Here is a 14,122-nt window from a genome sequence, read left to right on the forward strand (position 1 = left end):
CACTCCCCGGATGCTAGGAGGAGGACCCGCCCCGTCAGGCGGCGGGGGTGTCCTTACCGGCGAGCAGGCTCTCCAGGCTCTCGATCACCCTGCCCATATCCGACGGCATGATCCACACTTTGTTGGCGTCACCCTTGGCGATTTCGGGGAGCGTCCGCAGATACTGGTAGGCGAGAAACTCCCGGTCCGGCTTGCCCTCGTGGATCGCACGGCAGAGCATGCCGATCGCCTCGGCCTCACCCTTCGCGCGCACCGCCCTGGCCTCGGCGTCGGCCTGGGCCCTGAGCACCAGGGCCTCGGCCTCACCACGGGCTCTGAGCACCGCGGCGTGTTTCTGACCTTCCGCGACGAGAATGGCCGCCTGCTTCTGCCCCTCGGCCGAGAGCACCGCCGCCCGCTTGTCCCGGTCGGCGCGCATCTGCTTCTCCATCGACTCCTGGATCGAGACGGGAACGTCGACCGCCTTGAGCTCGATGCGGTTGACCCTGACGCCCCACTTGCCGGTGGCGTGGTCCATCGCCCCGCGTAACTCGCTGTTGATCTCCTCGCGAGAGGTCAGCGTGCGCTCGAGATCCATGCCGCCGACCGCGTTGCGCAGCGTGGTCACGGTGAGCTGTTCGACGGCGATCAGGAGGTTGGCGATCTCGTAGGTCGCCGCCCTGGGATCGACGACCTGGAAATAGATGACCGCGTCAATGGAGATGACGAGATTATCCGAGGTGCTCACCGGCTGCGGCGGGAAGGAGACGACCTGCTCGCGCAGATCGATCGTCTTCTTCATCCGGTCGATGAATGGAACCACCAGGTTCAGCCCGGGTCTGAGCGCCCGATGATAACGGCCGAATCGCTCCACAATCCCCGCATTGGCCTGCGGAACAATGCGGACTGCCCTAAAAAGGGCGAGCACTGCTATTACCGTGACGACGAGTGCAGCGACCAGCGATTCCATGAGCCACTCCGGACGGTCGAGTCACCTGGGTCTCTCGTCCCGGAAGGATATTTTATTTTTTCTTTATCGGCCTTCGAACCCCACATAATGGTCTCGAAAAAGGCGCCTGAAGCTCGGGAAAGACCCTATAAATCCGGGAAAATCCCAGAGTTCAGAGAAAGCCCCGGAACTCCGAGAAAATCCCGGCTAAAACCTCAGAAGTGGTGCGCCCGTGCGTACCATCGGCCGTCGAGCCCGCGCTCCAGGGTGAGCGGGACGCTGAAGGTCCGCGACAGATTCTCGGCGGTCATCACCTGGTCGATCGGGCCCTGGGCGACCACCGATCCGTGCCGGAGCAGCAGTGCGTGGGTGAAGCCGCTGGGCACCTCCTCCACGTGATGGGTGACCAGCACCATCGTCGGCGCCTTCGGATCGTTCGCGAACATCGCCAGGCGGCGGACCAGATCCTCCCGTCCGCCGACGTCCAGCCCGGCGGCGGGCTCGTCCAGCAGCAGCAGCTCGGGGTCCGGCATCAGCGCGCGGGCGATCAGAACCCGCTTGCGCTCACCCTCCGACAGCGTGTTGAACCGGCGCCGGATCAGATGAGCACAGCCGAGCTGGTCGATGAGCTCGACGGCGCGCGTGACGTCGTTGGAGTCGTACTCCTCCGTCCAGCGGCCGAGAATCGCGTAGGAGGCCGTGAGCACCAGGTCGATGACCTTCTCCTCCGGCGGCACCTTCTCGACCAGCGCCGCACTCGCGAGCCCGATGCGGGGCCGCAACTCGAACACGTCACTCTGGCCGAGCCGCTCGCCCAAGATCTCGACGATGCCCTCGGTGGGGAACAGCATCGCCCCGACCACCTGCAACAACGTCGTCTTGCCCGCGCCGTTGGGGCCGATGACGACCCACCGCTCGTCCTCATGAACGGTCCAGTCGATGTCCCGCAGCAGGGCCGCCCCGTCCCTGCGGACGGTGACGTCCTGTAGCCGAAGCACCTGACCGCCCATCCCTTTACGCCTCCTCGTGAATCGCCTGGAACAAAACCTATTGCAGGACAAGCGCATATCGTGGATCGGTGCATCCTGATTCACCGATCTCGGCCACCCTGGTCTGCTGGGGCAACGCCTGGCTCGCGGGGCAGGTCGGCCTCGACGAAGCCGCCGACCGCGTGGAGCGGCAGGCAGGCCCCCAACTCGTCGCCGGAGACACCGGCGACCTCCCCCTCCGCGGATTCCTCGCCGACCTGCGGATCGAGGGCATGAAGTCGCTGCGGCTGGCCCTCCCCATCGCGGGCGACCCACTCGGACTCACCGGACCACCCCCCTTCAACTCCGCGGCCATAGAGGCGGGACAGGCTGCGATAGCCGTGCTTCCCGGCAGGTGCCTCGGCCTCATCCCCATGAGAGACCGCCGCGGGTCATCGTACGCCGGGGTGCGCTGGAGCGTGCTGGGGGCTGGCACCACCACCCCCGACCTGCCCTCGCTGGCCGAGGCCGAGCACGGGCTGACCCTCGCGATGCGCGAGGCCACCGACGCCCTGCTCGGTGTGGAGGGCCCGGCTCAGGGCCACCGCCGCGTGAAAATCGTCAGCGACGGCCTGGCCCCCGGCTACCCGGCCCGAGCCCACCGGGTCGCCGCTCTCGCCGCCCGGCTCGACGCGGTGCTGCGCGTCGCCGACGACCGGGGGCTCACCTCGGGTCAGATCACCGCCCGGGACCACGCCCTGCGCGACCTCGACCGCGCGGTACGGCGTGCGCGGGTGGCCGCCCATCACGCGATCACCGAGTTCGTCTAGCGGGGTGTCTCCGAGCCCGGCCGGGCTGTTCCAAGAACGGGCGCCGCTCTCAGGCGTGGGAGACACGGTCAGCTCGCCGGTGGAGCGGCGGACATGACCATCGCCCGACCGAACGTGGAAAACCCGGTTAACTCGCCGGCGGAGCGGCGGACGTGACCGTTGCCCGGACGGGCGCCGCTCCCGGGTGGAGGGGCCGTGGGAAACCCGGTCAACCGCCGGGCCGGTCCAGGCCGTGCCTCACGGCGTAGAGGGCGGCCTGGGTCCTGTCCTGGACCCCCAGTTTCATCAGCACGTTGGAGACGTGGGTCTTCACCGTCTTCTCCGCCACGGTGAGCTCCCTGGCGATCTCGCGGTTGGAGCGGCCCGAGGCGATCAGCGTGAGCACCTCGCGCTCCCGGTCGGTCAGCGACGTCACGTGCCCGGACACCGGAGCGGTAGAGCCCGACGGCCCGGGCAACCCCGACAGCATCGCCTCGGCGGCCTCGGGAGCCAGCAGGATCTGGCCTCCGTGGACCGCGCGGATGGCCTGGACGAGCGCGGCGGGCTCGACGTCCTTGTAGAGGAAGCCGGCCGCCCCGGCCCGCATCGCCGGGGCCACGTCCTCCCTGTCGCTCACCGAGGTCAGCACCAGCACCCTTGGGAACGGCCCTCCCTCCCCCAGCCTGAGCAGCGTGCCGAGACCGTCGAGGACCGGCATCTTCAGGTCGAGCAGCAGCACGTCCGGGACGAGGGACTCCACCAGGGCGACCGCCTCCGCGCCGTCCGCGGCCTCTCCCACCACGTCGAGGTCGTCCTGAAGGTCCAGGAAGGTGCGCAGTCCCTGCCGGACGACCGGGTGGTCGTCAGCGATCAGCACACGGATCACACGGGGCACGCGGGCACCTCCATCCTGACCAGTGTCCCGTGGCCGGGCTCCGATCTCACCCGTACGACCCCGCCCAGGGCCTGAGCCCTGTCTCCCATCGACGCGATGCCCAGCCCCCGCCCCGCGGCGACGTCCACGTCGAATCCCGCCCCGTCGTCGCGTATCTCCAGGACCACGCGCCCGTCCTCACAGCCCAGCCGTACGCTGACGACGCCCGCCGCCGAGTGCCGGGAGGCGTTGTGCAGCGCCTCCTGGGCCACCCGGAGGACGGCCATCTCGGTCATCGGCGCGAGCGCGCACACCGGGGTCTCCTCGAAGGTGAACGAGGCCGGGTGAAGCCGGTCCAGCAGGTGCACGTGCTTGCGGAGCGTCTCGGCCAGGCCGTGCCGGTCGAGCTCGGCCGGGCGAAGCTCGACGATCACCGCGCGGAGCTCGGCCAGGGCCTCCCCTGCCAGCCGTTCGACCCGATCGAGCTCCCGCAGCGCCCGGTCGGGGTCGCGAACCACCAGCGAGGCCGCGGCCTGGGCGGTGAGCCGGAGCGAGAACAGCTTCTGGGTCACCGCGTCGTGCAGCTCCCCGGCCATCCGGGTGCGCTCCTCCGCCAGCGTCAGTTCCCGGCCGCGCTCGTAGAGGCGGGCGTTGGTGAGCGCGATCGCGGCGTGCGCGGCGAACATGGTGAGCAGTCCCTGGTCGGCCTCGGTGAACCCCCCGGGGCTCCGCTTGTTGGACAGGAAGATGATCCCGAGCACCTGATCGCCGTCGAGAACCGGCACCCCGAGGAAGTCCTTGAGAACCGGATGGGCGCGCGGCCAGTATTCGAACCGGGGATCCCTGCGGATGTCGGGCAGCCGGACCGGTTCGCCCTCACGCAGCATCGCGCCCAGCATGCCGTGCTGGCGGGGCGTGGGCCCGATGGCGTCCCACTGCTCGTCGGAGATGCCGTCGGCGACGAACTCGGCGAACGCCCCCTGGTCGTCGGGCACGCCGAGCGCGGCGTAGCGGGCGTCCAGCAGCTGCCTGGCGGACCGCACGATGACCTGGAGCACCTCCCTGACCGAGAGGTGCCTGGTCACGGCGAGCACCGCGGAACTCACCGCGTGCAGCACCGCGTCCCGGTCTTCGTTCATGAAAAAACTCTAGGCCCCCGTGCTCGCGACCGCGCTCGGCCGTCGGTCCTAGGTCCATCAGCGCAGGGCCGGCCCGGTCCTGCGCCCGATGTGCGGGAGGCATGCGGTTCATACCGTCGGGACATGACCCGTCAAGACACGACGAAGACCGCACTCATCACCGGCGCCTCCCGTGGCCTCGGCCTCGCGCTCGCTCGTTCCCTGGCCGCCGACGGCTGGCGGCTCATCCTCACCGCACGGGGCGCGGACGCCCTGAAACCCGTCGCGGACGAGCTCGGCGCCCTCGCCGTCGCCGGAGACGTCGCCGACCCGGGCCACCGGGACCGGCTGGCGCATGCCGTACACGATCAGGGTGGGCTGGACCTGCTCGTCAACAACGCGTCCGGGTTGGGCGCGGTCCCGCTGCCGCCCCTGGCCGGCTATCCGATCGACGCCCTCGAAGATCTGTTCAGATCCAATGTGCTGGCTCCGCTGGCACTGATCCAGCTGACCCTGCGTGGGCTCAGGGAACGGCGCGGGGCAATCGTCAACATCTCCTCCGACGCCGCCGTGGAGGCCTACGAGGGCTGGGGCGGGTACGGCGCGACCAAGGCCGCCCTGGAGCGGCTCTCCGGCGTGCTGGCCGCCGAGGAGCCCGATGTCCTGGTCTGGTGGGTGGATCCGGGCGAGATGAACACGGCCATGCTCGCCGACGCGGTCGGCGCCGAGGAGGCCGCGGCGGCCGCGGGCCCGGAGTCGGTCGTCCCCACCCTGCGGCGGCTGATCGCGGAGCGCCCGGCCAGCGGGCGGGTGAGGCACGAATGAGCGGCCGACGCGGCCAACGCGAACGGGCCGGCGATCCCGGCGGCACGCGGATCGGAACGGCGAAGGAGGAATCGTGAGCACACCGACGACGGACGCCATGGCATCGGACTTCGTACTCCCGTACGACCTGGAGGCGCACGAGCCGCCCGAGGCCCGCGGGCTGGCCCGCGACGGAGTGCGGCTGCTGGTCTCGCGCGGTGGTGGCAGTGGTGCCGGGGAGGCGCGCAGAAGCACCGAAGGGGCCCGGGGGAAGGCCCGGGACGCCCGGGAGACCCGTGGATGTCCCGAAGAGACCCGTACGGACACCCGGGATATCCATGGGAGCGGCGGTGACACCACAGGAGCGCGCGAGAGTACCGAAGACCCCCACGGGAAGGCCCGGGAGACCCGTGGGAGAGGCGGCGAGATCGGCCACCGCACGTTCGCCGACCTGCCCGGCCTGCTGGAACCCGGTGATCTGCTGGTCGTCAACAACTCCGCCACGCTCCCCGCCGCGGTCCGGCTCGATCGGCTCGCGGTGCACTTCTCGACCGAGCGAGAGGACGGAACCTGGCTGGTCGAGCTGCGCCGCCGGATGGAGACGGCCAGCGAGCCCTATCCGGGCGGCGCCGGAGGGGAGTGGCTGCCGCTGCCCGGCGGAGCCACCCTGCGGCTGCTGGAGCGGGAGACGCCGCGTCTGTGGCGGGCCAGGCTCGACCGCGAGGTTCCCGCCTACCTCCACCGGTACGGCGTGCCGATCCGCTACTCCTACGTGGACGAGGACTGGCCGCTGGCCGACTACCAGACCGTGTTCGGGGTGCGTCCTGGAAGCGCGGAGATGCCCAGCGCGGGACGGCCGTTCACCACCGGCCTGGTGACCGAGTTGGTGTCACGCGGGATCGGCATGGCGCCGATCACCCTGCACACGGGGGTGGCCTCGCCGGAGAAGAACGAGCCGCCCTATCCGGAATGGTTTGAAGTGCCCGAGACCACCGCCCGGCAGGTGGAACTCGCACACGAGTCGGGCAGCCGGGTGATCGCCGTGGGCACGACCGTGGTGCGGGCGCTGGAGACGGCCGCGCTGGCCACCGGCCGCGCGCGGGCCGCGCGCGGCTGGACCTCCCACATCGTGACGCCCTCCACCGGGGTGAGGGCGGTGAACGGCCTGATCACCGGCTTGCACGAGCCACGCTCCAGCCACCTGCTGATGCTGTCGGCGATCGCCGGTGGCGAGCTGCTCTCCCGGTCCTATGCGGAGGCTCTCAGAGAGGGCTATCTCTGGCACGAGTTCGGAGACGTCCACCTGATCCTGAGCTAGCCGCGGGGAAACACCCGCCGATCACGGCAATCCACGAGAATCACCGAATCCGGGCCGGAGATAAGGGCGGTGCCCGCGCTATGGCGAGTTCACCATGGCGTCGGCCCGCGTTCCATCGGACGTAACCAATACCCGGAACGCCCTTGGTCTCCGCGCGGGTGTGAACCCGAAGAGCCGGGAACGAGAACCCGGATCCTCCGATAGTCCGTACATCTCTTTTTCGATGAATTTCCCGCAGACCCGAAGCGTCCGAGGCGGTCCGTATGAGGCGGGACGGCCGGCACGGAACCCTCCAATACCCGATACGGCGCCGCTCCGAGCACCCAGCTCGAAATGGCGCAATAAAGATAATAAATTTACTTTTTATCGCTATATGTGATAAAACGCTGCGACTTGAACGGGGACGATCACAGCGTCCCCGTCCCCCCCAACTGGGAGACGTTTAATGCGCCACCCGATCTCTAAGATCGCCGCTCTTGCCCTGGTCGCACCGCTCGCGGGCACGTTCCTGCTCGCCGGACCGGCCTCGGCCGCTCCCGCCAAGGCTCCCGCCGCGGCCGTCAAGAAGGCCGACGACCCGTTCTCCACCTTCGTCGTCCAGGCCGCGGCCTCCAAGACGGTCCGTCCCGGCAAAAAGATCACCTACACCATCAAGGCCACGAACTCCGGCCCGTACGTCTCCGACGGAGGCGCCTACTTCATCGTCGCCGTGCTCCCCAAGAGCGTCATCCTCAGCGGCAAGTGGACCTACCAGGGTCCCGCCAAGAGCGAGTGCGCCTCCGAGGAGCAGGTCCTGATCTGCGCCGTGGACAAGAACCTCAAGGTCAAGGAGTCCGTCTCCTTCAAGTTCGCGTTCAAGGTCGCGAAGACCGCCAAGGGCACCCTGAAGTCCACCCTCGGCGTGCTGGCCTACGACGTGCCCACGGGCGCGGAGACCCTCAGCCGTGACGAGCTCGAGCGCCTCGGCGTCAAGAGCTGGCTCTTCGGCAAGAACCACAGCACGCGCGTCGCGCGCTAGCCGTACCCCGGCGCACGGACCCGGCCCGCCGCTCCCGATGGAGCACCGACCGGTCGGTGATGCCCGCCACCCGAGCCTCCGTCCCCTCCCGGGGCGGGGGCTCTCGGCGTCCGACCGGGCGAGGCGTCCACGCACCCGCCGTACGGCATCCGACGTGCCGCCGTACGGCAGGCATCCCGGCCTTCGCCGTCTCTCGCGTCCGCCGTACGGCAGGAACCCCGGCCCCCGCGGTCTCTCGCGTCCGCCGTACGAAGTGTGGACAGCCTCATATGCGCCGGGACCGCCGCCCGGCATGATTTCCCACATGACCGATTCCGGACACCGCACGGCCCATGGCTGAGCTCAGGGTCGTCCTGGCCGAGGACCACTATCTGGTGCGCGAGGGCACCCGCCGGCTTCTGGAGGCCTCGGGGGAGATCGGGGTGGTGGCGGCCGTGGGCACCGCCGACGAGCTGCTCGACGCCGCCCAGCGGCTCCGGCCCGACGTGGTGGTGACCGACATCCGGATGCCCGGCTCGGCCGAGCTCGTACGGCCGGGCATGGAGGGCATCGACGCCGCGCACCGGATCCGGGCCTCCTCGCGGGACATCGGGGTCGTGGTGCTCTCCCAGTTCTCCGACGCGATGTTCGCCCTGGATTTGTTCAGGGACGGCACCGAGGGCAGGGCCTACCTGCTCAAGGACCGGGTCGGAGACATCGACGAGCTGCTCGGCGCCATCAGGTCGGTGGCCGGGGGCGGATCGGTGATCGACCCCAAGGTGGTGGAGGGTCTGCTGGCCAAGCGCGGGGTGCGTGACACTCCCCCGCCCGCCGAACTGACGCCCAGGGAGCTGGACGTGCTCAGGGAGATGGCGCACGGCCTGTCCAACGGGGGCATCGCCCGGGCCCTGCACCTGTCGGTCTCCGCGATCGAGAAGCACGTGAACTCGATCTTCATGAAGCTCGCCCTGGAGAACAGCCCCGACACCCACCGCCGGGTGGCCGCGGTCATCGCCTATCTCGGATCGGCCTAGGAACACCCGGTCGCCGGTGGCGCACCGGACACCGCTCCAGGCCATCGCAGAACCACGGGGTACGGTTCCAGGCCGCCACAGGACCACAGACCACGGTTCCGGACCACGGCAGAGCGGCAGACCGCGATTCCAGGCCCTCACCAGGGCCGTGAACCACGATTCCGGGCCGCCGCGGGAACCCGCGTGCCGCGGCTCTAGGCCGCGGCGGGAGCGGCGGGAACCGTGTGCCTCGCCGAGTCCATGATCACCGAAGCGACCGAGGCCTCGGCCTTCCACGCCAGGACGCGGCGGTTCTCCGCGGTCACCGGAGGAAGCATGGTCACCTCCACGACCAGCCGGCGGAAGGCGACCACTCTCTGGATGGAGGCCAGAAGCGTGTCGTCGCCCACGAAGGTGGAACCGGTGGCGAGGGCGCCGTCGACGTCCACGTAGCGCAGCGCGACCGGGCGGACCGGGGCCTCGGCGTTCAACGCCGCCTGGAACACGGCCGGCCGGAAGGCGCCCATCTCACGGCCGCACCAGGTGGTGCCCTCGGGGAAGGCCATCACCGGATGGCCTTCCCCGAGGGCCCTGGCCATCGCGTCGACCGCCTCGGGCAGCGCCGACAGCCGGTCCCTGTCGATGAACAGGGCGCCCGACCCGGCCGCCAGCATGCCGATCACCGGCCATTCCTGGACCTCCCGCTTCGCAAGCAGGCGGCACGGCAGCGCGGCCGCCATGACGAGCGGGTCCAGCCAGGACACGTGGTTGGCCACGATCAGCGGAGCCGCCCCCGAGCCGGAGACGCCGGATACGCCGGATACGCCGGAGGCAGAGCCGGCCACGACCAGTTTCGCCCTCGAACCGGGGGCGAAGCCGCGCTCGGCCGACCCGGCCAGGAACGTGAAGCCCTGCCGTACCTCGATCCGGACACCGAGGGCCCGCAGCAGCAGCCGGGACCAGACGCTCGTCACCCGGACCCGCTCCGCCGTACCGAGCAGGTGGGTGAGGAGCGCGAACACCGTACCGGCCAGGATCAGGATCACGGCGGCCGTCAGCCGCAGGGTCCTGCGCGGCCAGGCGGCCCTCGCGTCCGAGGGAACGAGGCAGGTGGTGGGCATGCACGGCGCCACCGGCAGCCAGGGGTTCACGCCTGCTCTCCCAGGAAGTGACGCAGGTAGCGGGGGTCGGCGTTGGTCATCGAGAGCAGCACGAAGAAGTCGGCCACGTCGAAGTCGGGGTCGTAGGCGGGCGGGCCGCAGATCCACGCGCCCAGCCGGACGTAGCCGCGCATCAGGGGAGGCAGCACGGTCCGGTCGGAGCTCGGGTCGACCTGCAAGGGACGGTGGGGGGTGACGCGGTACTCCGGCGGGGAGAGCGGCACCCGCTGCATGACCCCGGCGGCGGAGGACACCGGGACCGAGCAGCACCCGGCCAGCCACTCGTACCCCCCGGCGACCATGTAACGCGCGATGCCCGCCCACATCAGCCCGAGCACCGCACCGCCCCGGTGGTCGGCGTGCACGCAGGCCCTGCCCGCCTCGACCATGCCCGGCCGGATCCCGGCCAGCGCGCTGAGATCGAATTCGGAGTCGGAGTAGAGCCGGTCGGCCCGGCGAGGGGTGAGCAGCCGGTAGGTGCCGACGACCTCGCCCGTGTCGCCGTGCCGTACCAGCAGGTGGTCACAGTAGGCGTCGAGCGGATCGACGTCCAGACCTGTGATGGGACTGTCCAGCCGAGCACCCATCTCCTCGGCGAAGACCTGGTGGCGCAGGCGCTGGGCCTCGCGCATCTCGACAGCGGTACTGGCCAGCCCGACGGTGTAGCGAGCGACTCGTGGCTCTGCGGGAAGGGTCGTCATGGGTTCATGAAGACACCCATAAGTGACGCCGGACCTGAGGTGTCCGCGAACTTCAGGCGTCCGGATGATGAACCACATTCACGATCGATTCCAGAGCCAAGTAGCGTAGAGAACGATGAACCAGCGCACGCTTCTGATCACGTTGACCGGCCCGGACCGACCGGGCGTCACCTCGCGGCTCTTCTCGGTCCTGTCGAACTTCCCCGTCGTCGTCGCCGACGTCGAGCAGGTCGTCATCCGTGGCCGGCTCACCCTCGGCGTCCTCGTCTCCTACGCCGGCGAGGCCCCGACCGGGACCGGCGGCACCCTCGGCGCGCTCTGGACCGCCGTGGAGCGGACCGCCGAGGACCTCGGTCTGCAGGTGGAGCTGTCCACGGGCTCCGATCCCAAGGAGAGGCGGCGACGCGGGCGGCTTCACGTCACCGTGCTCGGCGCGCCCCTCCAGCCCGCCGCGATGGCGGGCATCGCGGGGCGGATCGCCGCGGCAGGCGCCAACATCGACCGGATCGAACGGTTGTCCAACTACCCGGTGACCTGCATCGAGCTGGCCGTATCCGGCGCCGACCCGGATACGCTCCGGGCCGAGCTGGCCGTCGAGGCGCACACGCAGCAGGTCGACGTGGCCGTGCAGAGGACCGGCCTGCACCGCAGGGCCAAGCGGCTGATCGTGATGGACGTGGACTCCACGCTCATCCAGGGCGAGGTGATCGAGCTCCTGGCGGCGCACGCGGGCTGCCTGGAGGAGGTCGCCAGGGTCACCGAGGAGGCGATGCGCGGCGAGCTCGACTTCGCCGAGTCGCTGCGCCGCAGGGTCGCGCTGCTGGAGGGCCTCAGCGAGGAGGTCTTCGAGAAGGTCCGCGAGGAGGTCGTGCTCACTCCCGGCGCCCGCACGCTGGTGCGGACGCTCAAGCGGCTCGACTACCGGTTCGCGATCGTCAGCGGCGGATTCACCCAGCTCACCGACGCCCTCGTCAAGGACCTCGGGATCGACTACTCGGCGGCCAACACGCTGGAGGTCTCAGGCGGCCTGCTCACGGGGCGGGTCATCGGCGAGATCGTCGACCGGCCGGGGAAGGCGCGGGCGCTGGAGCGCTTCGCGCTGGAGGCGGGGATCCCCATCAGCCAGACGGTGGCGATCGGCGACGGCGCCAACGACCTGGACATGATCGCGAAGGCGGGTCTGGGGATCGCGTTCAACGCCAAGCCGGTGGTCCGCCGGGCCGCCGACGCCGCGGTGAACGTGCCCTACCTCGACTCGATCCTCTACCTGCTCGGCATCCCGCGAGCCGAGGTCGAGGACGCCGACGCCGAAGACGGCGTCACCGTCGCGGAGCGCTGAGCGAGGCCAGCCGGACGGCCTCGGCGCTCAGCCCCCGCAGGGGCGGCTGAGCGGCCGCGGCGTGCCTGATCCCCTCGCGCACCCCGGTCATCCGGTCGGCGGCCCCCTCGGCCAGCTCGTCCATGCGGCGTGCGGCCAGCCCGTCCACGTATGCGCCGAGCTCGTCGAGGACGCTGTCCAGATCATCGGGCGGCTCCTCGGGCCGCTCCGCCCTGACCGCCTCCGCGACCCTCTCCAGCCGATCCGCGACCATGTCGAGAACCGTCACCGTGGGCCCCGGCTCCTCTCCGGGCGGCGGCACCGCGAGCAGCGTGAGCGCGTTGTCCCGCAGCCTCTGAGCCGCCGTCACCGCGTCCCTGAGCCTCCGTGGCGCGCTGCCCCCCGGCTCCTTGTCCAACCGGTCCAGAGACTCTGTGAGCCGATCCCCGGCGTCGGCCGCCGAGTCGACCTTGGCACGCACCTCGCCGGGGCCCTGGTCGGCCAGCGACCGCACCAGCGAGGCGTGCTTCTCCAGCATGTCCACGATCCTGCCGGTCAGCAGGGCCCGGTTCTCCCTGGGCCACAGCAGCCGGGCGAAGAGCAGCGCCAGCGCCCCGCCGGCGACCGTGAGCGCCACCCTGGCCACCGCCGCGTCCCAGCTGAGCGGCAGGGAGAAGTCAGACAGCATCAGCGACAGCGGCGTGGAGAACATCGCCCAGCAGCCGTAACAGGATCCGCGTAACGCGAACCCCAGCGCCGCGCAGATCCCGATGAACAGGATCAGGTAGAAGAGACCCGGCGCGATCGCGAGCACCAGCGCCGCGCCCATCGCGCCCACGGCCGTGCCCAGGACCCGCAGCAGCACCCGGTCCACCGTGTCCTGGTAGGCCGGACGGAGGCTGACGGTCACGGTCACCACGAACCACTTGGCGTAGTGCTCGTGAACCAGCAGCATCAGCCCCATGGCCATGATCGTCGCCAGCCCCCGCCTGATCGGGTCGGAGCCGGTCGTGAACACCGGCTTTCCCGGCCGGCCGAACCTCGGCAGGCGCACCGCGACGTCAAGCCCCTCGGCCGTCTGCTGCGCCACCGACCGCACGGCCATCCCGATCCGGTCCAGGCCTCGGCAGATCTGCCCCAGCAGCACGACCCCGGTCAGCCCCCCACCGTCCGCGTTGACGTCCCTGCGGATCTCCTCCGTCCGGTCGGCGAAGCGATTGACGGCGGCCAGCGCCTCGGGCACCGCGGCCGAACTGCCGGACGTCACCGCCTCCCGCAACGCGAGGGCCAGCGCCTCGACCGCCTCATCCAGCTCATCGGTCCATCCCGTCCCGAGGTCCGTCGCCGCGGCCGCCGCTCGCAGCACGCGCAGCGCGACGGTCTCGTGGAGGACACGGGTCAGCGTGGCCAGCAACCGCTCCGGGGAGTGGTCGTTCTCGTTCGCGTCCTCGTCCGAGACCCGGTAGAGGGAGAACGCCCTGGCCGCGTCTTTCTGCGCGATGCCTGCCTGGCGCTGCAGCAGCTCCCTGCACTCGTCCGAGAGCGACGTACTGCCCTCCGAGGCCAGGAGGTCCGCGACGGCCGTACCGGCCTTCCGCAGCGCCCTGTGGAGCGGCTGAAGGCGGCGCACCGGCCAGACCACCACGACCAGCAGCGTGACCAGCAGGCCGCCGGCCGCCGTGACCGCCATGTGGAGCGGCAGGCTCAACCCGGACGGGGCGAAGTAGGCGAGCACCACGGCGAGTACGGCGGGAATGCCGAGCACGGCCCAGTAGACACTGGCCGCGGCGACCAGACCGACCACGACGGCGGCCGGCCAGGGATAGGGCTGGATCAGTCCGCCGAGACCGACGCCGAGGGTGACCATCACCGTGGCGAGGAGCAGCTTGCGGACGCGCTCACCGTACGGCAGGCCGGGGGCGTCGCCGAAGACCGCGAGATAGCCGCCCAGCGCCGTCGCGGCGCCCTCGTGGACGTGGCCGGACAGCACACCGAGCAGCAGCGGGAGGCAGACGCCCAGCGCGCAGATCAGGCCGTATCCCCATGCGGGACGCCCGGAGATCTCGAAGTCACAGCGCAGCGCCTTGACGATCCTCCGCATGCCACCCCCGATC

General features: G+C 70.5%; 13 protein-coding genes. 6 read left to right on the top strand and 7 right to left on the bottom strand.

All coding sequences use genetic code 11. The annotated features are described in order from the left end of the window. Window positions 1–34: 34 nt before the first annotated feature. Both CHC08_RS20605 and CHC08_RS20610 read right to left on the bottom strand, forming a co-directional pair. Window positions 35–949 (bottom strand): SPFH domain-containing protein, encoded by a 915-nt coding sequence (locus tag CHC08_RS20605; RefSeq protein WP_089208956.1) that lies wholly within the window; start codon window positions 947–949, stop codon window positions 35–37. Between the two features lie 194 nt (window positions 950–1,143). Next, the gene (locus tag CHC08_RS20610) at window positions 1,144–1,938 is read right to left on the bottom strand and encodes an ABC transporter ATP-binding protein (protein WP_089208957.1); all 795 of its coding nucleotides are present in this window, start codon (window positions 1,936–1,938) and stop codon (window positions 1,144–1,146) included. A 68-nt stretch (window positions 1,939–2,006) separates the two neighbouring features. Here CHC08_RS20610 and CHC08_RS20615 point away from each other — a divergent pair, with 68 nt between their 5' ends. Next, a complete protein-coding gene (locus CHC08_RS20615; protein ID WP_089208958.1) occupies window positions 2,007–2,726 on the top strand; it encodes a hypothetical protein in 720 nt (239 codons plus the stop codon). Between the two features lie 208 nt (window positions 2,727–2,934). Here the strand turns inward: CHC08_RS20615 and CHC08_RS20620 are convergent, their stop codons facing one another. Further along, window positions 2,935–3,591 (bottom strand): response regulator, encoded by a 657-nt coding sequence (locus tag CHC08_RS20620; protein ID WP_179282125.1) that lies wholly within the window; start codon window positions 3,589–3,591, stop codon window positions 2,935–2,937. Continuing rightward, window positions 3,588–4,718 carry a GAF domain-containing sensor histidine kinase gene (locus CHC08_RS20625; RefSeq protein ID WP_089208960.1) on the bottom strand — a complete coding sequence of 377 codons (1,131 nt, stop codon included), beginning with the start codon at window positions 4,716–4,718 and terminating at the stop codon, window positions 3,588–3,590. The genes CHC08_RS20620 and CHC08_RS20625 overlap by 4 nt, the downstream gene beginning before the upstream one ends. 123 nt (window positions 4,719–4,841) lie before the next feature. Here CHC08_RS20625 and CHC08_RS20630 point away from each other — a divergent pair, with 123 nt between their 5' ends. From CHC08_RS20630 to CHC08_RS20645, 4 genes are all read left to right on the top strand, one after another. Next, a complete protein-coding gene (locus tag CHC08_RS20630; protein WP_089208961.1) occupies window positions 4,842–5,522 on the top strand; it encodes an SDR family NAD(P)-dependent oxidoreductase in 681 nt (226 codons plus the stop codon). A gap of 73 nt (window positions 5,523–5,595) precedes the next feature. After that, window positions 5,596–6,819, top strand: a complete 1,224-nt coding sequence (locus tag CHC08_RS20635) for an S-adenosylmethionine:tRNA ribosyltransferase-isomerase (RefSeq protein WP_245878438.1) — start codon at window positions 5,596–5,598, stop codon at window positions 6,817–6,819. A gap of 445 nt (window positions 6,820–7,264) precedes the next feature. Beyond that, window positions 7,265–7,837: a DUF11 domain-containing protein gene (locus CHC08_RS20640; RefSeq protein WP_089208962.1), complete on the top strand. Its 573-nt coding sequence runs from the start codon at window positions 7,265–7,267 to the stop codon at window positions 7,835–7,837. A 332-nt stretch (window positions 7,838–8,169) separates the two neighbouring features. Beyond that, complete coding sequence (locus CHC08_RS20645) at window positions 8,170–8,850, top strand: response regulator transcription factor (protein WP_089208963.1); 681 nt, start codon at window positions 8,170–8,172, stop codon at window positions 8,848–8,850. Between the two features lie 194 nt (window positions 8,851–9,044). Here the strand turns inward: CHC08_RS20645 and CHC08_RS20650 are convergent, their stop codons facing one another. Together CHC08_RS20650 and CHC08_RS20655 are read right to left on the bottom strand one after the other, a co-directional pair. Next, window positions 9,045–9,980, bottom strand: coding sequence for a lysophospholipid acyltransferase family protein (locus CHC08_RS20650; RefSeq protein ID WP_089208964.1), 936 nt, complete (start codon window positions 9,978–9,980; stop codon window positions 9,045–9,047). After that, window positions 9,977–10,690: a GNAT family N-acetyltransferase gene (locus CHC08_RS20655; protein WP_089208965.1), complete on the bottom strand. Its 714-nt coding sequence runs from the start codon at window positions 10,688–10,690 to the stop codon at window positions 9,977–9,979. Before CHC08_RS20655 ends, CHC08_RS20650 begins: the two co-directional genes overlap by 4 nt. Window positions 10,691–10,805: 115 nt before the next feature. Between CHC08_RS20655 and serB the strand changes: the two genes are divergently transcribed. Further along, on the top strand, window positions 10,806–12,029 hold the full coding sequence (serB, locus tag CHC08_RS20660) for a phosphoserine phosphatase SerB (RefSeq protein WP_089208966.1): 1,224 nt from the start codon (window positions 10,806–10,808) through the stop codon (window positions 12,027–12,029). On the opposite strand, the gene CHC08_RS20665 is transcribed toward serB, so the two are convergent. Next, window positions 12,010–14,109, bottom strand: a complete 2,100-nt coding sequence (locus CHC08_RS20665) for an FUSC family protein (RefSeq protein ID WP_089208967.1) — start codon at window positions 14,107–14,109, stop codon at window positions 12,010–12,012. The genes serB and CHC08_RS20665 overlap by 20 nt on opposite strands. Window positions 14,110–14,122 lie beyond the last annotated feature (13 nt).

Origin of the sequence: Streptosporangium subroseum (assembly GCF_900188345.1) — a bacterium.
Taxonomy (GTDB): domain Bacteria; phylum Actinomycetota; class Actinomycetes; order Streptosporangiales; family Streptosporangiaceae; genus Streptosporangium; species Streptosporangium subroseum.

Excerpts from the sequence above, each read along its gene's own strand:
- CHC08_RS20605 (WP_089208956.1), bottom strand. The coding sequence starts at position 949 with ATGGAATCGCTGGTCGCTGCACTCGTCGTCACGGTAATAGCAGTGCTC.
- CHC08_RS20610 (WP_089208957.1), bottom strand. The coding sequence starts at position 1,938 with ATGGGCGGTCAGGTGCTTCGGCTACAGGACGTCACCGTCCGCAGGGAC.
- CHC08_RS20625 (WP_089208960.1), bottom strand. The coding sequence starts at position 4,718 with ATGAACGAAGACCGGGACGCGGTGCTGCACGCGGTGAGTTCCGCGGTG.
- CHC08_RS20630 (WP_089208961.1), top strand. The coding sequence starts at position 4,842 with ATGACCCGTCAAGACACGACGAAGACCGCACTCATCACCGGCGCCTCC.
- CHC08_RS20640 (WP_089208962.1), top strand. The coding sequence starts at position 7,265 with ATGCGCCACCCGATCTCTAAGATCGCCGCTCTTGCCCTGGTCGCACCG.
- CHC08_RS20645 (WP_089208963.1), top strand. The coding sequence starts at position 8,170 with ATGGCTGAGCTCAGGGTCGTCCTGGCCGAGGACCACTATCTGGTGCGC.
- CHC08_RS20655 (WP_089208965.1), bottom strand. The coding sequence starts at position 10,690 with ATGACGACCCTTCCCGCAGAGCCACGAGTCGCTCGCTACACCGTCGGG.
- serB (WP_089208966.1), top strand. The coding sequence starts at position 10,806 with ATGAACCAGCGCACGCTTCTGATCACGTTGACCGGCCCGGACCGACCG.
- CHC08_RS20665 (WP_089208967.1), bottom strand. The coding sequence starts at position 14,109 with ATGCGGAGGATCGTCAAGGCGCTGCGCTGTGACTTCGAGATCTCCGGG.